Origin of the sequence: Frigoribacterium faeni (genome assembly GCF_007988805.1) — a bacterium.
Classification (GTDB): Bacteria; Actinomycetota; Actinomycetes; order Actinomycetales; family Microbacteriaceae; genus Frigoribacterium; species Frigoribacterium faeni.
Genome location: NZ_BJUV01000026.1, coordinates 1 through 19,226 on the forward strand (window position 1 = coordinate 1; position 19,226 = coordinate 19,226).

At 66.8% G+C, this 19,226-nt stretch carries 21 protein-coding genes and 1 pseudogene; 12 read left to right on the forward strand and 10 right to left on the reverse strand.

What is annotated here, in order from left to right; all coding sequences use genetic code 11:
* Positions 1–68 precede the first annotated feature (68 nt).
* Positions 69–728, reverse strand: a complete 660-nt coding sequence (locus FFA01_RS11750) for a TetR/AcrR family transcriptional regulator (RefSeq protein ID WP_146856343.1) — start codon at positions 726–728, stop codon at positions 69–71.
* A 165-nt stretch (positions 729–893) separates the two neighbouring features.
* Here FFA01_RS11750 and FFA01_RS11755 point away from each other — a divergent pair, with 165 nt between their 5' ends.
* The 3 genes from FFA01_RS11755 to FFA01_RS11765 all read left to right on the forward strand — a co-directional run bounded on the left by FFA01_RS11755 (position 894) and on the right by FFA01_RS11765 (position 2,699).
* A complete protein-coding gene (locus FFA01_RS11755; protein ID WP_146856345.1) occupies positions 894–1,205 on the forward strand; it encodes a hypothetical protein in 312 nt (103 codons plus the stop codon).
* Between the two features lie 39 nt (positions 1,206–1,244).
* The gene (locus FFA01_RS11760; RefSeq protein WP_146856347.1) at positions 1,245–1,652 is read left to right on the forward strand and encodes a RidA family protein; all 408 of its coding nucleotides are present in this window, start codon (positions 1,245–1,247) and stop codon (positions 1,650–1,652) included.
* 105 nt (positions 1,653–1,757) lie between these two features.
* Positions 1,758–2,699, forward strand: a complete 942-nt coding sequence (locus tag FFA01_RS11765) for an NADP-dependent oxidoreductase (RefSeq protein ID WP_146856349.1) — start codon at positions 1,758–1,760, stop codon at positions 2,697–2,699.
* A 201-nt stretch (positions 2,700–2,900) separates the two neighbouring features.
* Here FFA01_RS11765 and FFA01_RS16485 read toward each other — a convergent pair.
* The 4 genes and pseudogenes from FFA01_RS16485 to FFA01_RS11785 all read right to left on the reverse strand — a co-directional run bounded on the left by FFA01_RS16485 (position 2,901) and on the right by FFA01_RS11785 (position 7,387).
* Positions 2,901–3,316 (reverse strand): annotated as a pseudogene (locus tag FFA01_RS16485) (DUF7882 family protein).
* 606 nt (positions 3,317–3,922) lie between these two features.
* The gene (locus FFA01_RS11775) at positions 3,923–5,014 is read right to left on the reverse strand and encodes an alpha/beta hydrolase (RefSeq protein WP_244289824.1); all 1,092 of its coding nucleotides are present in this window, start codon (positions 5,012–5,014) and stop codon (positions 3,923–3,925) included.
* Positions 4,911–6,053, reverse strand: coding sequence for a serine hydrolase domain-containing protein (locus FFA01_RS11780; protein ID WP_167627358.1), 1,143 nt, complete (start codon positions 6,051–6,053; stop codon positions 4,911–4,913). The genes FFA01_RS11775 and FFA01_RS11780 overlap by 104 nt, the downstream gene beginning before the upstream one ends.
* A 32-nt stretch (positions 6,054–6,085) precedes the next feature.
* Positions 6,086–7,387 carry an MFS transporter gene (locus tag FFA01_RS11785; RefSeq protein ID WP_167627359.1) on the reverse strand — a complete coding sequence of 434 codons (1,302 nt, stop codon included), beginning with the start codon at positions 7,385–7,387 and terminating at the stop codon, positions 6,086–6,088.
* Positions 7,388–7,572: 185 nt separating this feature from the next.
* On the opposite strand from FFA01_RS11785, the gene FFA01_RS11790 reads away from it, so the two are divergent.
* Positions 7,573–8,184 (forward strand): TetR/AcrR family transcriptional regulator, encoded by a 612-nt coding sequence (locus FFA01_RS11790; protein WP_167627360.1) that lies wholly within the window; start codon positions 7,573–7,575, stop codon positions 8,182–8,184.
* A 75-nt stretch (positions 8,185–8,259) separates the two neighbouring features.
* Here FFA01_RS11790 and FFA01_RS16135 read toward each other — a convergent pair whose 3' ends face one another.
* Positions 8,260–8,862, reverse strand: a complete 603-nt coding sequence (locus FFA01_RS16135) for a TetR/AcrR family transcriptional regulator (RefSeq protein ID WP_199859026.1) — start codon at positions 8,860–8,862, stop codon at positions 8,260–8,262.
* A gap of 73 nt (positions 8,863–8,935) precedes the next feature.
* Between FFA01_RS16135 and FFA01_RS11800 the strand changes: the two genes are divergently transcribed.
* The 3 genes from FFA01_RS11800 to FFA01_RS11810 all read left to right on the forward strand — a co-directional run bounded on the left by FFA01_RS11800 (position 8,936) and on the right by FFA01_RS11810 (position 11,657).
* Positions 8,936–10,363: an alpha/beta hydrolase gene (locus tag FFA01_RS11800; protein ID WP_167627361.1), complete on the forward strand. Its 1,428-nt coding sequence runs from the start codon at positions 8,936–8,938 to the stop codon at positions 10,361–10,363.
* 260 nt (positions 10,364–10,623) lie between these two features.
* Complete coding sequence (locus FFA01_RS11805; protein ID WP_146856359.1) at positions 10,624–11,139, forward strand: hypothetical protein; 516 nt, start codon at positions 10,624–10,626, stop codon at positions 11,137–11,139.
* Positions 11,140–11,399: 260 nt separating this feature from the next.
* On the forward strand, positions 11,400–11,657 hold the full coding sequence (locus FFA01_RS11810; protein WP_208720913.1) for a hypothetical protein: 258 nt from the start codon (positions 11,400–11,402) through the stop codon (positions 11,655–11,657).
* Positions 11,658–11,864: 207 nt separating this feature from the next.
* Here FFA01_RS11810 and FFA01_RS11815 read toward each other — a convergent pair whose 3' ends face one another.
* The 4 genes from FFA01_RS11815 to FFA01_RS11830 are packed head-to-tail and all read right to left on the reverse strand — an operon-like array spanning position 11,865 to position 15,049.
* Entirely contained in the window at positions 11,865–12,938 is a 1,074-nt protein-coding gene (locus tag FFA01_RS11815) for a sensor histidine kinase (protein WP_146856363.1), read from the reverse strand.
* On the reverse strand, positions 12,935–13,606 hold the full coding sequence (locus FFA01_RS11820) for a response regulator transcription factor (RefSeq protein ID WP_146856365.1): 672 nt from the start codon (positions 13,604–13,606) through the stop codon (positions 12,935–12,937). Before FFA01_RS11820 ends, FFA01_RS11815 begins: the two co-directional genes overlap by 4 nt.
* Positions 13,593–14,252 (reverse strand): DedA family protein, encoded by a 660-nt coding sequence (locus FFA01_RS11825; RefSeq protein ID WP_146856367.1) that lies wholly within the window; start codon positions 14,250–14,252, stop codon positions 13,593–13,595. Before FFA01_RS11825 ends, FFA01_RS11820 begins: the two co-directional genes overlap by 14 nt.
* Entirely contained in the window at positions 14,249–15,049 is an 801-nt protein-coding gene (locus FFA01_RS11830) for a phosphatase PAP2 family protein (RefSeq protein WP_146856369.1), read from the reverse strand. Before FFA01_RS11830 ends, FFA01_RS11825 begins: the two co-directional genes overlap by 4 nt.
* Before the next feature lie 118 nt (positions 15,050–15,167).
* Here FFA01_RS11830 and FFA01_RS11835 point away from each other — a divergent pair, with 118 nt between their 5' ends.
* From FFA01_RS11835 to FFA01_RS11855, 5 genes are all read left to right on the forward strand, one after another.
* A complete protein-coding gene (locus FFA01_RS11835) occupies positions 15,168–15,965 on the forward strand; it encodes a COG4705 family protein (RefSeq protein ID WP_146856371.1) in 798 nt (265 codons plus the stop codon).
* A gap of 37 nt (positions 15,966–16,002) precedes the next feature.
* Positions 16,003–16,500, forward strand: a complete 498-nt coding sequence (locus tag FFA01_RS11840) for a DUF2231 domain-containing protein (protein ID WP_123517333.1) — start codon at positions 16,003–16,005, stop codon at positions 16,498–16,500.
* A gap of 475 nt (positions 16,501–16,975) precedes the next feature.
* Positions 16,976–17,428 carry a GNAT family N-acetyltransferase gene (locus tag FFA01_RS11845; RefSeq protein WP_146856373.1) on the forward strand — a complete coding sequence of 151 codons (453 nt, stop codon included), beginning with the start codon at positions 16,976–16,978 and terminating at the stop codon, positions 17,426–17,428.
* Positions 17,429–17,564: 136 nt separating this feature from the next.
* Positions 17,565–18,524, forward strand: coding sequence for a proline dehydrogenase family protein (locus FFA01_RS11850; RefSeq protein WP_146856375.1), 960 nt, complete (start codon positions 17,565–17,567; stop codon positions 18,522–18,524).
* 140 nt (positions 18,525–18,664) lie between these two features.
* Positions 18,665–19,090 (forward strand): hypothetical protein, encoded by a 426-nt coding sequence (locus FFA01_RS11855; protein WP_146856377.1) that lies wholly within the window; start codon positions 18,665–18,667, stop codon positions 19,088–19,090.
* Positions 19,091–19,226: the final 136 nt, after the last annotated feature.

Below are 19,226 nucleotides of genomic sequence, written 5' to 3' on the forward strand. Positions count from 1 at the left end.
CCGCCTCCTCATGGCGTCGCTGAGTCGAACGTCCGCTGAGCCATCGTCCATCGGGCCGAACAGGAGGGTCAGGCCGTACGGGCCATCGCTTTGTAGAGGTCCTTGTCCAGCGGTGGCTGCGGCATGGGGGGCAAGGGGGCTCCCGGGGTTGCCACGGCCCTGAGGAAGTGACCAACGAGTCGTTTCCACGAGCTTGGTGCCGCCTCGGCAGTAGCCGTCACAAGGCCCGCGTTTGCCATCAACAGGATCACGAAGTCCTCGGAGGCGAAATCGGCTCGTAGGTGCCCAGTTGCTTTGGCACCGGCGATAAGGGTCAGGAAGCCTCGATAGCTCGAGTCTCTGAGGTCCTCGAGTTCACGTGCATCAGGGAAAGTGATGGTGAGGACATTGGCGAATCCGCGATCCGCGGCCTGCATGGAACAGATGGTCTCGATGAACCCTGTGAAGCCAGCCCAGGCATTTGGATTCGCTAGCGCCTCGTCCGTCGCGCGCACATAACTGGCCATGTGCTCGGCGAAGACGGCAGCAATCAAGTCATTTTTGGTGGCGAATCGTCGGCTGAGCGTTGCCTTCCCGACGCCGGCCTCCCTGGCGACCGATGACATCGAGATGTCCAGCCCCTCAGAGGCATAAAGGCGTCGTGCGGCACTCAGGATGCGATCGCGGTTGCGCTCAGCGTCGGCGCGGAGCGATCGATCGGATTCGCCACCTTCGAGCTCTGTCGGCATTTGCACAGCCTATCAAGTGGAACGCCTGACCCACATGCTGCTAGCTTCGTCTATGTGGTTCGCACGTTCCAGTTACGGAATTGCCCGGCGGCCGACGAAACGCTCACTGTCGCGATCGGGCCGAAGAAGAGATCACGTCGATGACCGAGAAGGAGAGCAGACCATATGTCGGTTCAACCCAAGACCGAGCCGGTAACTGAAGCGCCCGTGACCCCCGGGGATCGCGTGCTCCTCGGCTACCCGATGACGGCAATCCCCGAGCCGACATGGGCCGTTGTGGACTTCGTCCAATGGGTCCTCGCGGAAGAGATCCTGCGCGGTAACACCCAAACGCGCCCGTGGAAGGTCGGCTACCGAATCACGCTGATTGACCCGTCGGGGCACGCGCTCGAGCAGCTGGGCGTCGCGTTCCTCGATGACGACGGACACGACATGGACGGCTTCGTGCTCGACATCGATCGAACCACCACGAACTAGCTACACCTCACCCCACCCCACAACAGAAAGAGCACTGCAATGTCGACCGACTCCGCACAGACCCGTTTCCTCCAGCACACCCCCCACGGCTTCTCCAACGTCGTCGAGGTGACCGGCGGACGCCTCGTCTTCATCACCGGCCAGATGGCCCTCGACGCGACAGGAACCCTCGTCGGAGAGGGCGACTACAAGGCCCAGCTCGAGCAGGTCTTCGAGAACATCAAGACGCAGCTCGACGTCGTCGGCGCCGACTTCAGCCAGGTCATCAAGATCACGACCCTCGCCGAGGTCGGGTTCGCCGAGCACGCACTCGAGTTCGGCGAGGTCCGCGACCGCTACATCAACCTGGAGAACCCGCCCGCCAGCGCGATCTTCCTCGCCCCGAAGCTGATCCACCCCGGCGCTCTCGTCGACATCTCCGCCATCGCGCATCTCCCCCTCGCCTAACGAGGCAACACCAACACGGCAGAGGCAGGCTGGTCGCGCGCACGCGGCCGGCCTGCCCCTCTGCACTTCGCATCGCCCCAACCACGACACAGACAAAGAGACACCTTGAAGGCCCTCGCGCTCCCCGCAATCGACCACTACGTCGAGCTCATCGACCTCCCTCTGCCTGCCGTTGAGGAGGGGCAGATCAGGGTGAAGGTCCATGCAGCATCCGTCAACGGATTCGACCTCGCCGTATCGGCGGGTTACCTCCGCGGCAGGATGGAGCACCACTTCCCCGTGGTCATCGGGAAAGACTTCGCCGGCATCGTGGCTGCCGTCGGTGACAACGTGACCGGGTTCCGGGTGGGTGATCGAGTGTTCGGCGTCGTGAGCGAGAGCGTCCTCGGAACCGGGTCGTTCGGCGAGTACGTCACTGTCGCTGCAGACTTCGGGGTCACGCTCCTGCCCGACGAGATCAGCTTCGACGATGGGGCAGCCCTCGGCCTCGCAGGCACGACTGCCCGTGACGCTCTCAACGCCGTCACGATGGACGAGTCAACAACCGTCCTCATCTCCGGCGCCACCGGAGGAGTGGGACAACAGCTCCTCCAGCTCGCCGCCGCAACGGGAGCCCATGTGATCGCCACCGCACCGACTCCGACGGACGTTGATCTCCTCACGACCCTCGGTGCGTCACAGACTGTCGACTCCTCTCGGAACATCACCGAGCAAATGGGCAAGCTCCACCCCGACGGTGTCGACGTCGTCTTCCACCTCGCCGGGGACGTCGACGCCCTCTCCGCGCTGGTCAAGTCCACGGGGACTTTCGTCACGACGATCGCCCTCGACCTCCCTCCCGTGCTTGCCACAGGTGCACGCGCGGAACGAATCATGGCCATGGCGACGCGAACCACCCTTGACGACGTCGCGGCGGCGCACGCTTCCGGGCTGACCACCCTCTCGATCGCGGCGGTCTACACCCTGGACGAGTTTCAGAGCGCTCTCGCTCACTTCACCTCCGGCAAGCGCGGCAAGATCGTTGTGCGCCCGAACCTCGAGGCTTGACAGCACCCCGCATCGACGAGAAACGACAGGATGAAGCTGCCCCCTCCACTCCTGTGATCGTCCACTCGAGGTGATCATTTGCGAGCATGAGAGCAAAGGAGGCGTCCCAATAGACGATCGTCTATCGGGACACGCCCTGTTGATATCTAGCTCTCGGAGGTCGCCCGGGGTGAGCGCGCACCGCTGAGCGCCTGACCCGGGTCATGGAGCCTTGGTTCCTACCGGTGGCCTTGCTGCCCGAGTCTTGGGCGGCTCGGGACGATCGCTAGCCCAGTCAACGTGGTCACCAGTCACACCGGGAAGATGGGTTCCGGGGTCATGGGCAGGTTCGGCCTCCGGGTAGAGGCCCCGCCCAGACGCGGGACTGGCATAGAGCGCAGCAAGCCAGGTCGGGTTGATCTCTATCGTGCGACTCCCCGCGAATTCGAACCGCAACCCAATGTTCGGTGACAGCCACACCGTGGAACGCCATCCCCCGTCTCGATGGGCTCTTTCCACGAAAACATGAACGACTCGTTCTTGCGGAACTTGTTCACGATCACGATCTGCAAGTGGGCAAGAAGGCCGTCTTCGACTTTGAACTCGAGAATCTCACCGTCGTACACGATGTACCCCATGGAGGCTCCGAAAGTTAGTGCGCCGAAACGGTGCTGACAGCAGGGCCTGGGCTGCGGGTGGGTGTGCTCACGACACTATGCACTCTCCGGGCCATGCCAATGGGGCCACCCATGGTGGCTCTTGCGCGCATGAGGTTCAACAGCTCGAGTCTTCTCAGGGACCAAGAAATCCCAGGGAGCGCGAGAAGGCGGCAGGGCCTCACCCGTGAAGAGGACCCTGCCGCTGCCAGCCGCACCGAACCCGATCAATGCGAACTGCACGCCCAGAGAACCTGAACCGCCCTCAGGACTAGACCAGACTCTCCGACGTCACGGGCAACAAAAAGGTCTAGACATAAGCCCCCGCGCACGATAGGAGCTGGCAGGTCCTAAGCACCCACTAGCGGCGAGAGGATTGCGGGTCTATGGTTCCCCCACCGACCCGGACCCATCTAGGGCCATCCTCATCCTTCCCGCGGCCGGTAAGCCACGGCCCGGGAAACTAGTCGCCCTGTGCATGACAGGGTGACACCGGCGGGCGTCTGGTTCCTGAACCACCAGACGCTCGCCACCACTCATGCTCGCCTCGATACAGAGTCCGGTTATGGATGGCCTACCGGGCGCGGTTCAGCTCACTGGTGACTTTCGAGCGTGGGCCGCTCGCAGGGCTTGTAGTCCCTCTTCTCGCCAGGTCCGGGCGGATGCCATGACTTTCGTAAAGGCGCTGGACCCGTGGATGTGCCCGAGTTGTAGGGAGAACGTTGCGGGAACTCGGTCGAGGGTGAGGCGTTCGGCGTAGCGTGCGCCGTCGTCGACGATGGGGTCGTATTCCGCCGACATTATGTGCGCCGGGGGCAGGTCGCTGAGGTTCTCGGCGAGCAGCGGTGATGCGTAGGGGTTGGTCGCGTCGGCCTCGGACGGAAGGTACAGGCGTCGGCACAGGTGCAGGGTCTGTTCGGTGAGTCCGTAGCCGGTGGCGTTTCGGCGGATGGAGGGGCTGCTGAAGGTGAAGTCGAGCGAGGGGACTTCCAGCAGTTGGAAGGCGATCGCGGGACCGTCGTCGTCTCGGGCTTTCAGGCAGAGGGCGGCGGCGAGGTTGGCGCCGGCTGATCCTCCGCCGACGGTGATCAGGTCGGCGCGGGCACCGAGGTTCTCGATATTCTCGGCGACCCAGAGCAGCGCGGCGTAGCTGTCATTGAGAGCGGTGGGGAAGGGGTGTTCGGGGGCTTTGCGGTACTCGACGGCGACGACGATGCAGTCCGCTCCGGCGGCGCGTTCCTGGCAGAGGATGTCGATGACCATCGAGTGGATGGTGCCGCCGATCCAACCGCCGCCGTGGAAGTAGAGGTGGACGGGGTGGGGGCCGTCGCTGTCCGGGTGGAAGACGTTAAGAGTGATCTCCCCGTCCTGGACGGGGAGGGTCACGGTGCGCTTGCTTCGGACGGGTGGGGCGGGTTCGAGCAGCTGCTCGGCGAGTGCGGCGGCGCCTGCGTTCTCCTGCAAGCGGAATGCGGCGATGTCGTCGATCTCGGCGGGGACGGTCGGCATGGTCTCGAGCAGGGGAACGAGGAACGGGTCGAGCGGCATGAGTTCTTCTCCTTCGAAGAGTGGGGTTTCAGAGGCTGTCGCGCAGTGCGCGGCAGAGAGCCTCGGCGCGGTCGTCGGGGTAGCCGCCGGGGCGGATTGTCGCGTATCCGAGGGAAACACCGGATTCGGCATGCGCGAAGCCGAGCTGACCACCGGCTCCGTCGTGGCCGAAGCTGCCGGGGCCGGCCATGCCTCGGGGGGTGGAGTCGAGCATGAATCCCGTGCCCCAGCGAAGCCCCGAGTCGGGGCCGAAGAACGGCGCGCCGACCGATTGAGGGAGGCGGGCGTCGCGGGTGGTGGCGGGCTGAAGCAAGCGGATCCCGTCGACCTCGCCGATGGTCGCGGCGTAGAGGCGGGCGATGTCGTGGGCGGTGCCGACGATGTTCGCAGCGGGAATCTCGAAGCCGAGAAGGTCGGGGGTGTTCGCGGAGCCGAACAGGTTGAGGCCGTCGATGGCTCCGTTCATCCCCATCACGCGCGCCAGCATGTCGATGTTCGGGCTCTTCCACGGTGGTGCGGCGGTGTCGGGGAGTGGCTGCTCCTGGAGCGCGAAGTCCGGGTCGGTGTCGGGGTCGGTCCCGAAGGTGAGTCCGAGGCCGAGGGGGCCGGCGATGTGCTGGTGGAGCCAGTCCGCGGGGCGTAGTCCGGTGGTGCGACGGAGGACTTCACCGGCGAGCCAGCCGAAGGTGAGGGCGTGGTATGAGTGCGCGGTCCCAGGCTCCCAGAGCGGGTTCTGCCGGGCGAGGGCCTCGGTGACCGGATGCCACGCGCGCAGGTCCTCCACTGTGAGGGGCTCGTCGGGGGCGATGAGTCCGGCGCGGTGCGCGAGGAGCTGCCGGACGGTCAGTGCGCTCTTGCCGTGGTCGGCGAATTCCGGCCAATAGGTGGCGACCGGTTCATCGAGGGTGAGATGGCCCGCTTCGACGGCCATGAGCAGGCAGATGGTGGTGACGCCTTTGCTGACGGAGAAGAGGATGCTGCGGGTGTTGGCCGTCCACGGTCCGTGGCGGAAGGTGCCGCCGTGGAGGTCGACGACGGGGACGCCGTGGAGATAGACGGTGCAGGCAGCCCCGGTGTCGCCGCGTTCGGTGAAGTTCTGAGTGAACGCGTCGGCGACGCGTTGGAATCCGGGTTCGACGTGTCCGTGGATGGTGGGGGCGGAAGTGCTCATGGGTGGCGTGGAGGCCTTCTGGGTGGGGGTGGTCATGATGCTGAGGACGAAGTGGCGGCGGTGATGTCGATGCTCTCGGTCTCGTGGTGGAACTCGTTGATGAGGCGTCCGCTGCGCACCCCGAACCAGCCGACGGCGATACCGGCGGCGGCGAGGACGGAGAGGGCGATCAGGAAGCCGTTGATTGAGCTCGAGAGAAGGAACGGCACGGGGACCAGGAGCAGTGCTGGCACCAGGCGGGCGATGGCGAAGATGACGCCTTGGCCGGTGGAGCGGAGCATGGTCGGGAACGCCTCGTTCACCCACACGCGGAAGATGGGCTCTCCGCAAAAAACGGTGCCCATGCCGGAAACGAGCACCGTGGTGACGAGCGTGGCCAGGTTCATTCCGAGGATGACGGGAATGAGGTATGCCGCGACGTAGAGGATTCCGCCGAGGATGAAGAAGGTGAGGCGGAAACGGGTGTCGACCACTCGCATGAAGATGACCTGCACGATGATCGCGAGCGGTACGAGGAACAGCACGAACACGGAGAATTCGGACACGGGAGTGCCGGTGAAGTTCGCTCCGATGTAGGCCGCGTAGGAGCCAAAGAGCGTGATCGGGATGCTCACCAGGGTGAAGAACCCGACGAGGATGAGGAACGGGAAGCGCAGCGGGGGCGTGATGAGGTCCCGCAGCTTCGAGCGGTCAGCGCGCACGGTGTGCACGCCCTGTGTCTGTTCCAGGCGAGCAGCTCGCCAGCTGGTGGATTCGGGGATCGTAAGTCGCAGCGCGAGGACGATGACCGCGACGACGGCGATGAGGCCGAAGATGGCCTGCGCGGCGAAGATCCCGGTCCCGCCGGTGAGGGTGGCGACGAGGACGACGGCGCCGATGCCGACTCCGGCGAGGAGGTTGGACATCACGAGGATCTTGCCGCGGTTCTGATCTGTCGCCGCTTCGGCGATGGTCGCGAGGGAGACGGGGATATCTGCCCCGATCGCTACACCGAGGACACCTAGACCCAGCAGCAGCAGCGGGAACGCGGTGGCCACGATCGGGACCGATGCGCCGAGGGCGATGAAGATCATCGTGACCACGAACACCCGACGCCGCCCGAAGCGGTCGCCAAGGCGACCGCCGATCAGAGCGCCGACCGCCACCCCGAAGGTGAGTGCGCTGGTGAGCACCCCGATCTGCCCGGGGGTGAGACCGATCGTCTGCTGGAGAATCACCAACGCGAAACCGACACCGTTCAGGGCCGCGCCATCGACGAAGGACGCCATGCCGGCCACTGTCCCCACCCACCAGGCGTTCACCGCGCGAGGGGGCGCCGGAATCGCTTCTGTCATGACCTTCTCCTTCGAAGACATCGAGGCCAGGCCTCGTCGTGGGTACCGGCGAACCCGGCTGCGGCTGACTGTAGATCAAAATTGTCCAGGATGGCAAGCATTCGGGGCGGCAATTATTCGGTTTGGCAAATGTTCATGCGAGGATGAGGTGCAGGGCGCGGGTCTCGCGGATCGAAGGAGAGCAGATGGCGCCGGAGGCAACGGAACAGCCGGCCGTGTCGAAGCGGCGCGGACGATACGCGAACGGACTGCAGCGGCGAGACCTGTTCATCGACCGTGCGTTCGAGATATTCGCGACGCACGGCTTCCAGCGCCTGTCGTTGCGGAAGATCGCAGAGGAGCTCGGGGTCAGTCACGCCGCCCTCAGCTACCACTTCCCCTCTAAGGAGGACCTGCTGCAGGCCGTCTTCGACCGTCAGGCGGAGCGGGACCGGCCCCTACTGGAGCGGTCGCTCTCCGAGCGGGGCTTGCTGGCTGCACTCTCGGAGCTCGTGCGACAGAATGAGAATTTTCCGGGATTGATCCAGCTCGACGCCACCATGCAGGCGGAGGCAATTCGGAAGGACCACCCGGGGCACGACTTCACCCACCACCGGATCGATCTGTTCAATGCCGACGTTCGTCGGGAGCTTGAGCGTGAGCAGGAAAAGGGTCGTCTGCGCGCGGACCTGGACCTCGACCTCACCGCGCGTCAACTCACCGCCATGGCGCGCGGGCTCCAGATGCAGTGGCTCTATGACCCCACGGTCGACGTCGCCGCGCACCTCGATGGGTTCCTAGCGTTCCTGCGCGCATGAGCGCATGAGCGCGTGAGCGCGTGAGCGCATGAGCGCATGAGCGCACGATGCCTCGAGGGCGTCGCGACCTCGCGATCAGTCCGAAGACCGGCTGCTTCTCCTGACCGCATCGATAGCACCTGAGAGGGCATCGTGAATCAGTTTCAGGGTCTCATCGTCCTCGCGGTGTGATCCGACGAGCAGCTCCACCCGCACGACGATCCCCGCAACGATGCCCAAGGTGATCTGCACCCCCGGGTGATCCGGCGGGACGTCGAGGTCTTCCGCAATCGCGTCGGCCGCGATGGCGAGGAGGGGAGGGGAATCCTCTGGTCCGGACCCCTGCAGCACCGGATTCCGCTCAAGCATGGCGGCTCTGAGCCGCCACTCCTCCTCCGGAACAAAAGCCGGTTCTTCGCGGAGCCACTGAACGACACGATCGACGATCGACTCGCCCTCGTCACGTGAGCGCAACGCGAGGATCAAGCGATCAGCCGCCGCGGACGAGGACGCCGTGGCGATGTGGAGCTTCGTCGGGAAGTACGCCGACACAGACCGGGTCGACACCTCCGCCTCCTCAGCGATCTGCGCCACTGTCGTCGCGTCGTAGCCCTGTTCGGCGAACAGCCGCATGCCGGCAAGGAGAACAGCACGGTACCGGCGCTCCTTCGAGCGCTCCCTCAGCGAAGTTGCAGCCATACGCCGACCTTACCTCTTCTGTACTTCTGCACTGAAGCGTATAGTTGCAGTCAACCGCAATTTTGGAGGACTCATGGTCGACCCGACCCTCGCCCGAATCGAACGCCCCCGCTGGACTCGTTGGGCGCTGCTCACCAGTGGCCTTTACGTGCTCCTCGTTGCCTGGGCCGAGCCGTTCTTCGTCCGTTACCCCCCCGCGGGAGCCTTGCTCCTCGTGGGCTTGCTGGCCGCAGGTGTGGCCTGGCGCCGCCCGGGGGGCAGCAAGGCGGCCTGGGTGACGATCCTCTCGGCGATCATCAGCGCCAGCGCGCAGATCGCGTGGCTCGTGACCGCCTGGTACCCCGCGTGGGCAGTGGCCCTGGGGGTTGCACTGGTGGTTGCCTTCTCGTGCTTCGCCGGTTTCTGGAAGCTGAGCAGGACGCATCGCCGCGCCCTCGGGCAGGAGCGTGCCTCTGTGTCTACTCGATCCCTTCTCACCATCCTGCGGAGCGTCGTGAGCACCCTTCTCGTCGTCATCGCCGCGGTCACCTCCGCTGTCGTGCTCCTGGTTGCCGCGGCACCCGCGGCGGTGGCCATCCCGATCCAAGCCGCCGCCGGTCAGACACCATCGTTCCAACCCCGAGGACCCGAGGGAGCTGTCAGCGTGACAGCGAACGGAGATGGGCTCACGAGCGACGTCCGATACGGCGATGAGTACCCCAGCAGCTTTCTCGACATCTACATCGCCGATGACGACGCATCGGTCAAGCGGCCCACTTACATCTACATCCACGGTGGCGGCTGGATCGGTGGGACTAAGTCCGACGGCGACCCGAACGCACCCGGTGGCGGTTTTGCCGTCACCACAGACCCCGTCCTCGACGGTGGGTTCAACTTCGTCAGCCTCGATTACGGCCTTGCCCCGACCGTCAAGTACCCCACACAGGTGAAACAAGTTTCGCAGGCAGTCTCCTTCCTTCAGCAAAATGCCGAGCAGTACGGCCTGAACATGTCCGACGTCGTCATCGGAGGAGGAAGCGCCGGCGGCCAGCTCGCCGGCCAGTTCGCGAACATCCAGACCAACCCGACCTATGCCGCGAGTATCGGAGTGGAACCGGTCATAGGTGACGCTCTGCGAGCAGTCATGCTCGACAGTCCTGCGCTCGAGCTGGAGAAGACAGGCGAGACGCAGACGCCGCAACCGGTGAAGGACCTCATCTTCGGACTGTCTGCACGCAGCTACGTGGGCACCTCCGCGGCCCTGATTGAGGAAGCATCCGTCACCAACCACGTGACCGCAGACTTCCCCGCCACGTTCATCGCGGACGGGAACACCGGCACGTTCCCGGATCAGGCCGAGAACCTGCACGAACGCCTCGACCAGCTCGGAGTGACGAACGCCGTCGACGTTCCGCCAGCGAGCTCGGCGATTCTGGGCCACGGCTACATGGCGATGCCGGGCAAATGGACCGACACGTACAACGAGAAAAAGCTCGCGTTCTTGTCAGCACTCGGTCTTTGACCACTCACCTCACGCCGCCGTGCATCCGATGCTGGTGGGATGCCCCGGTCCGATACCGGGGCTTCCCACGAGGGGATCCCCTATCGGGCACCTTCGCGGAGTCCCTCGACCGAGCTCTAGGGCGCTGCCGATCAACGCTCTCTCTGCGGCTGACACTGTGTTCCATCCGTCGTCCGCGGATGACGGCGCCAACCGGAAGTGGTCACGCCGGAGTCGAATCCCGTTGACCAAGTCCGGCCAGTGCTCCACAGTGATGACCCATGAGCCGATTCGTCCCCAGGTCAGCTGTCCGCATGGCCGGCGCCGGCGCCGTGGCCCTCGTGCTTGCCGCAGCATGCACGAGTTGCGCCGCTTCGGTCGATCACACCATCAAGGGCAAGATCAAAGAGCAAGCGGAACAGATGCGGAGCTACCTGGAGTACATCGGCGACAACCCCACGGGAGACTCGGTCGAGCAACGAATACGAGCGGGCGAGCTGTACACGGACCTCGCGCTCGACGGCGCCGAACCGGCCAGCGACTCTCCCGCAGGTCCTCCGACGAGCGTCGTCTACGACCTGAGCACCGACGAGCAGGGGGTCGTGTCGGTGTCCTTCCTCATAGCCGATCAGAGCACCGGCAGTGTCGGGCTATTTGGCTCGGACACACGCGCGCTCGTCGCTTGCATGACCCTCACCGCGAACCCTGACGGTCAAATCCGGGGCAGCTCGGCCGAGTGCCCCGACTACGTCGACACCCTCTACAGCGCCTACCGCCAAGTGGCCATGCAGCCCTAGACGCGGGACCACGAAGCGATCATCGGACAAAATTAGGACGTTGCCGCCGACCACAGCTCCCCTGAAGGCCTGGAATGACTTAACCTCATCGTGTGAAGGTTCGGTCCTGGCTCGCGATGCCCGTTCTCGCTGTGGCCTTCGTGTTCTCATCCGCTTCGTGCACGAGCGACTCAGTGCCGCCAACCGCTAATCCCTCGGCTCAGGTAACGCCGTCGAGCACGGCTGCTCCGCCTGCCACGCCCATGCCCACGCCCACGTCGATGCCGACCACTGCGCCCATCGTCGACATGGGCGAGCGGGAGGGCGCGTCCGGAGTCGTCGGAGAGAACCCCGACGGCGCCCTCGAGTACGTCGCCGTCGCTGGCGACGTCACCAGTGTCGTGTGTGATCGCTTCGGTCGACGCTGGTGGCAGATGTCGCGACCCGCCACCGCCGGCCCCTTCGACTGCAACACAGCTGTCATGGTGGGCGATGTCCTGGTCCCGACCGACGAACCCCAGAACGGGCGCCCCGACTAGCGCCAGCCTCGGTCAAGTTAGCCACGCCAGCCCACGTACAACGGGAAGCACAGGACGCTGATCGCCACGACCGTATGGGTGACCTCGCGAGACGCGTTGTAGAGCGTGTTCGGATGGTCCGGACACGCGGCTATCCGACCGCGGACGACGCCGCCCTCGAGAATGCCCGCAGCGCCATCCCCTGTCGGGACACGCTGACCGTTCGCGTCAGGTCGTGCATGTCGGGACTGGCAAGACCAGCTCGAGCGTCGTACCCGTGGCGGAGGTCGAAGCGACCCGGACGCTTCCTCCGTGGCGTAGGGCGATCTCTCTGACGAGGGCGAGACCGATTCCGAAGCTTGGTCGGGTGCCGCCGCTGGCACGCCACGAGGCTTTGTCTGCTGGCTCCGACCGCGCGAACCGGTCGAAGACGCGCGTCGGCTCGATGCCTGTGATCCCTGGCCCCTCATCGGTGACCGTGAGCACGACCGAGCCGCGCTCGTCCCGGGTCGACAGTGTGACGGTCGAGCCCGAGGGTGCGTGGCCGATCGCGTTGTCGAGCAGAGCCAGTACCGCTCGTCGGAGGCTCGCGCGCGGCACTCGGACCCACGAGACGGTGGTGCTGTCGTGCCGCAGGGCCACGTCGCGCTCGGCGGCGAGCACTGACATCGACCGCAGGACGTCCTCGACGACGTCGTCGAGCAGGACCGGCTCGGGCACGGCAGCCGGGCCAGCAGGGTCGCCTCCTGCCGCCTCGAGCAGGTCTCCGACGATGTCGATCAGGGCTCGCGAGTCGTCGCGGAGTCTCGCCAGGTCGGCGGTGACGTGCTCGTCGGCATTCGCCGCGCCTCCTGCGATATTGCGCTGCAGCGCCTGGAGGCGGGCGTCGAGCACGGCGAGGGGCGTGCGCAGCTCGTGGCTCGCGTCGGCGACGAACTGCCGTTGCAGGCGCAGGGCCTCGCCGAGCGGCCGGACGGCTCGCCGGGCGATGACGACCGCGACGAGGCCCGCGAACACAACGCCGGCGACTCCGAGCACGACGAAGCCGGCCACGACGTCGGTCGCCGAGACGAAGACCTCGCCCTGACCGGCGGCGGCGACCTGCTCGAGACGTTCCTGCGGGATCGTCTGGTGCAGGACCCACGCGATCGTCAGGGCGAGGGCGCCCACGACGACGAGGCCCGAGACGAGCACGATCTGTCGGCCGATCGACCGGGCGGCAGCCTGCAGGGCCGCGGCCTCCGGTTCGGGCAGGGCCTGGGCGACGGTGCGCCCGCGCCCTCGCCGTCGCGGTCCGCTCACAGGGCGCCCACCCGGTACCCGCGCCCACGCACGGTGAGGACGACGTCGCGGTCGATCTTGCGGCGCAGGTAGCTGACGTAGGTGTCGACGGTGCCGAGCTGCTCGCCGTGCGGGAACACGCGGGAGAGCAGGTCGGCCCGGTCGAAGGTGTGGTCCGGGCGTCGGGCGAGCTCGGCGAGCAGCGCGCTCTCCCGCTCGCTCAGCACGACGCGGCTCGACCACGGCGTGACGACGATGCGGCTCTCGGGATACAGGCGGGCCTCCCCCAGGTCGAGCCAGCGCTCCTCGGGGGCGAACGACCGCGTCAGGGCACGCAGCCGGGCGAACAGCTCGTCGAACTCGAACGGCTTGACGAGGTAGTCGTCCGCCCCGCCGTCCAGCCCGGCCACCCGGTCGGCCGTGGTGCCGAGCGCCGTCAGCATCAGCACGGGGGTCGTCACGTGTTCCCGCCGGAGGGCCGCGACGAGCTCGGTGCCCTCGAGCCCGGGGAGGCGGCGGTCGACGACGAGGACCGCGTGCCCGCCTGCCCGGGCGGCCTCGAGCCCGTGCCGGCCGTCGGTCACGAGGTCGACCTGCCAGGCCTCGCCGAGCACGTCGGCCACGATGGGCCCGAGCGCCTGGTCGTCCTCGACCAGCAGGAGGCGCGGGCGCGTGTCAGGACCGGTCACCCACCGCCTCCTCGTCCCTCGTCGTCGTCGCTGCGACCCTCTGCTCAGCCCGGCCGACGCGCGATCGCCGCAGGGCGGTGACCACGATCGGCAGCACCGACACGACGACGAGCCCGACGGCGAGCAGGTCGATGTGGTCTGCAACGAACGGTAGGCCACCGAGCAGCGATCCGAGCACCGTCATGCCGACGGCCCACAAGAACGCGCCCGCGAGGTTCCACACCACGAACATGCGGTACGGGTAGCCGCTGGTGCCGGCGGCGAGGGGCACGAAGGTACGGACGACGGGCACGAACCGGCCGAGGACGAGCGCCTTGCCGCCGTGACGCACGAAGAACGCCTCGGCCTGCTCGAGATGAGCCGTCTTGAGCACACGGGCGTCGGGGCGGAACCAGCGGCGCCCGAACCGGTGCCCGAGGAAGAACCCGACCTGGTCGCCAGCCGCCGCCGCGAGGAACGCGCATAGCGCGATGAGCGCGACGCTGAGGCCGAGGCTCTGGTGCAGCAGTCCCGCGGTCACCAACAGCGAGTCGCCCGGCAAGAAAGGGAACAGCAGGCCCGACTCGACGAAGATCATCAACGACAGGCCGCCGAGGGCCCACGGACCCATGCCGGCGAGGAGGGCCTGGGGGTCGAGGATGCTCATGAACGGGTCCGTCCTGGCTCGGTGGTCGTGTTGGGGTTCGGTGCCGAGGCCTCGACGGTGTGGGCCGGGTCCGAGCGCTGCCCGATCCGGTCGAGGAGGCGCAGCCACGGCGGAAGGGCCAGCGCCATCACCGAGCAGCCGAGCACGACCGAGGCGACCGTGTCGCTCGGCCAGTGCACGCCGATCCAGACGCGTGACAACCCGACGGCGGCCACGGCGAGGGCGGAGGCCCCGACCACGACGGGCGCGCCGCGCCTCCCCCAGACGAGCAGCACGAGTGCCAGCGCTAGCCCGGTCGCGAGGGCGGTGTGCCCGCTGGGGAACGAGAACGAGTGCGGCTCGACGATCAGAGGGTCGACAAGGAGCCCTGGGTCGGGTCGGTCTCGCTGCACGACGAGCTTGACCAACTCGGCCGCGGCCCACGGCCCGATCGCGACGCCCAAGACTGTGAGGGCCGCAGCCGCTCGACGGGTGACCACCCAGACCGCGACGGTCAGAAGCAATACGAGGGCTGCGCCGAGCTGCGGCCCGAGCAGCCGGTCGACGAGCAGCGCGGTCTCGTCGAGCACGGGCACGTGCGCGCGGCTCGCGTGCTGGACGAAGTCGAGGTCGACCTCGCCCACGCCGCCCGCACCCGAGGTGATCAGCAACCCGGCGACGACGACGCCGACGACGCCGGTCACGCCCCGCGCCACCCAGGCCCGGTCGTGGACGACCGCTCGGACGGCGGGGAACAGAGGAGGCGCGGTGCGGCCACGAGGGAGCGCCGACGAGGGCGGACGGTGCAGGACGGTCATGAAGCGAGGCTCCGCCCGGCCGTCCCAGAAAGCGCCCAGACGGGCTGGCGGGCCGACCCGCGCCTCCTCGGCTCGGGCTCTGGGGGCTTTCTGGGAGGCGACCCGTGACGGTCGTCGCATGACGACACGTGCTGTTCCGACCGGGGCTACGGCCTCGGGACGCCGGGCCCTGCTGAGCAAGGTCCCCGAGATCACCCTCGCGTTCTGGGTGATCAAGGTGCTCTGCACCACCGTCGGCGAGACGTTCGCCGACTTCCTCGCCGACGGCCTCGGACTCGGGCTGACCGTGACGAGCGTCGTGATGGCGGCCCTGCTCGTGGTGGCGCTCATCGTGCAGTTCCGGGCGCGGGCCTACGTGCCCGTCGTCTACTGGCTCGCCGTAGTGCTGATCAGCGTCGTCGGCACGCTCCTCACCGACACGCTGACCGACTCGCTCGGGGTCAGCCTGTGGGTGTCGACGGCGGTCTTCGCGGTCGCGCTGGCCGTCGTCTTCGTCGTCTGGCACCGCGTCGAGGGCACCCTCTCGATCCACGAGGTCACGACCCCGCGTCGCGAGGCCTTCTACTGGGCCGCCGTGCTGATGACGTTCGCGCTCGGCACCGCGGTCGGCGACCTGCTCGGCGAGCAGCTCGCGCTCGGCTACCTGCCCTCGGCGCTGCTTTTCGCCGCCGCGATCGCGGTCGTCGCCCTGGCGCACCGCTTCACCGGCGTCGGGTCGGTGCTCGCCTTCTGGGCGGCGTACGTCCTCACCCGCCCGCTCGGCGCCTCCGTCGGGGACTTCCTGTCGCAGCCGGTCGCGGACGGCGGGCTCGGCCTCGGGGCGACCGTCACCAGCGTGGTGTTCCTCGCCGCGATCGCGGCCCTCGTCGTCGTCCTCACGGTACGGCGACCGGCGCGACCCGCGCTACACGCCTGACTCCCTCCGCCCCCGCCTCCTCGAGAAAGAAGACCCAATGGACTGGCAGATCAACGGCCTCCCCGTACACCCCCTCATCGTCCACCTCGTCACCGTCGCGTTCCCGACGGCCTCGCTGCTGATCCTCGTCGGGGCGTTCTGGCCCGGCCTCCGTCGGCGGCTGGGTGTCATCACCCCGCTCGTCGCCCTCGTCTCGCTTGTCGCCGTCCCCCTCGCCACGTCCTCCGGCGAGTCGCTGGAGGCGCGGGTCGGTCACAGCGCACTGCTCGAGACCCACACGCAGCTCGGTGACACCCTGCTGCCCTGGGCCATCGCGGTATTCGTCGTCGCCGTCGCGCAGTGGGCCTGGCAGCACTGGGTTCTGACACCAGACGCGCGTCGCCCACGGCCGACCCTCCGGCACGGGACGAGACTCGGTGTCGGCGCCGTGCTGACGGTGCTGGTCGTCGGCGCGAGCATCGGCGGGATCGTCACGACCGTGCGCATCGGCGACTCCGGCGCCAAGGCCGTCTGGTCCGACTCATCGGCCACCTGAGCGCAGCCGTCCGCTCGCACAACCCTCTGTTGACCAACAGCAAAGCCAGCACACAAGCTGGCCACGCCCGGCTATCGATCCCCTATCGGGCCCCGCCCTTCGGCCTCGACCACGCTGTCGAAGTTCGCTAACTTCAGACATCACTACTTCTCGGAGGCGCTGTGCTCTCGATCGTCATCGTCCCAGTGGCTCTCATCATCGTGCTGGCCCTGCTCGGGATGGCCATCCTCGGGACTGCCAGAACGAGTCCTACCCAGAAGCGCCAGGATGCTGAGGCGAGAGAGCGTCGGCAGGCCCGTGCAGATCGAGGGAGGACAGGTGATGCGACCGCGAACACCGCTACGACCTTGGGCTCTCCAGGCGACGAAGCGGTCCGCTAGCCGATGGGCTATCGGGACGCGTTCCCAGGTCGCCTTGCGTGGGACGGCAAGCTAGCCGACGCTTCATACAGACGGAGCCATTCCTAGAATGAATCATGCCCACGATCCAGATCGAGAGTCCGCATTCCGATGACGTGCTCGCCCTGCTGCGCCAGGGCGATGAGTTCGCGCTCGCCCTGTACCCGGCCGAGAGTTACTACGGACTCGATCTTGAGGCACTGGAAGCTGACGGGGTCTCGCTCTTCGTCGCTCGCGACGGCGGTGCCGCATTGGGGACGGTGGCCATCGTCGACCGCGGTGCTGGCTCGGCCGAGATCAAAAGAATGTTCGTCACCGACGAGGCACGAGGACTCGGGATCGGACGTGGCCTCCTTGAAGCGCTAGAGGCACACGCACGCCGCTCAGGCCTCTCCACTCTGCAGCTCGAGACAGGACTGCCCCAGGTCGCAGCGATTGCCCTATACGAGAAGCTCGGATACGAGCAGATCTCTCGCTTCGGCAAGTACGTCGACGACCCGACGAGCTACTGCATGCAGAAACACCTCTGACCACGGCACCCATTCGTCCGATACTCGATCCCTTATCGGGCGTCTCGGATGGAAGACGGTTCATCTCCGATCAGGACCGGATTCGACCGAGGCTCCCCGGGCGTCTGCGTTTAGAGAGATTCACTAGGTTCTTCTGATGACCACGAGCGACAACACCCTGCGACGCGCGGCCGACACCCTCCGGGCCTTCGCCCTCGACGAAGACCTCAAAGCACGCACGCTCGCGAACCCCGCACTGGCGACCATGGCGGCGAAGATCGCCCGCCGCTACACCGCCGGCTCGGACGTCGACGCGGCAGTGGCGCTGCTCGAGGCGAACACGTCCCGTGGCCACCTCGGCAGCGTCGAACTCGTCGGCGAGTCGATCCGGGACGAGGCCGTCGCCGATCAGCAAACCGACGAGTTCGTCGATCTGGCCCATCGTCTGGGGCAGGTTCCCGGACGGGCGACAATCTCCTTCGACCTGTCACATGTGGGTGCCGTCGTGTCGCCCGAGGTCGGTTTGCGAAACGGCCGCGCCATCGCCCGCGCAGCCCGCGAGGCGGGCACGTCGATCATGATCTCCGCCGAGGGGTCCGACCGCACGGATCTCGTCCTCTCGATCACGGAGCAGATCGCCGACGAGTTCCCCGAGACCGGCGTCACCCTCCAGGCCCGTCTCCACCGCACCCCCGGGGATCTCGACCGGCTCATCCAGCGCCCCGGGCCCATCCGCCTCGTCAAAGGCGCGTTCCTCGAATCCGCCGACGTCGCCTACGCCCGAGACAGCGAGCCCCTGACCACGGCCTACCTCGAGGCCGCGAGACGCCTGGTGGGCTCGGGACACCGAGTGAATCTCGCCACCCACGACCCGCTTCTGGTCTCGTCGTTGCGCGACACGTTGGGCACCGACCTCATGGCCGAGCACGTCGAGTTCGAGATGCTGCAGGGCCTCGGTACCGAACTGCTCGACTCCCTGCGTCACGACGGGTTCACCACCCGCGAGTACGTCGTCTACGGCCCCGAATGGTGGCTCTACGTCCTGAACCGGATGGCCGAACACCCCGAGCGCGTCCTCGATGCTCTCGCGGACCTCGACATCACCGGAAGGCCCTGACGCAGGCCCTGACGAATCCGTCTGGCCGCAGCCCGGTGCACGATCGGCTACCGGGCACCGGTAACAGCCTTCCCGCTTCCCTGACCGCGCCACAGCGACCGGCGTGTGGGATCGTCGAAGCGAGATGACATGCTGAGCGCATGCTGACCGATGCGGAGATCGTGGCCGCGATGAGAAGAGTCGAGCGAAAGAGTCGATCTACCGGGACGGACCTGTCGCATCTCGACTACGAGATGCGAGACATCCGCGCCTCGCCCGGACACGTCGATGTCGAACTCATCCAGCGCGAGGGCCACTCCGCGCGTCTCCTCATCGCCCTCCCCTCCACCGGCGAATCCCAATACTGGCTCTACTTTCTCCCCGAGAATGCCGAAGAGTGGGTAGAACAGCTCCTCATCTGGCTCGACGAAGAGGTTTTCACCAGCGGGCTCATGGACGGGCGAGTACGCGTAGAGAGAAACGGTGCCAGTTACGTGCAGTCAGCTCCCTACGGTTGGCGCGTGACGGATCCTGCTGAGCACGCACGCCTCTCCGAGGCTGCTGGCCCCGACGGTTGGTACGGATGACGATCCCCAAGCGGAACGGGTCTCAGCTGGCCGCGCTTTCCGTTCCGGACCGCCACCAGTGCCGGAACGTGGCTCGGTCGAGCCACGTTCGTGTGCCCGAATAATCGATCCCCGGGATCGGTTACCGAGACCGTCC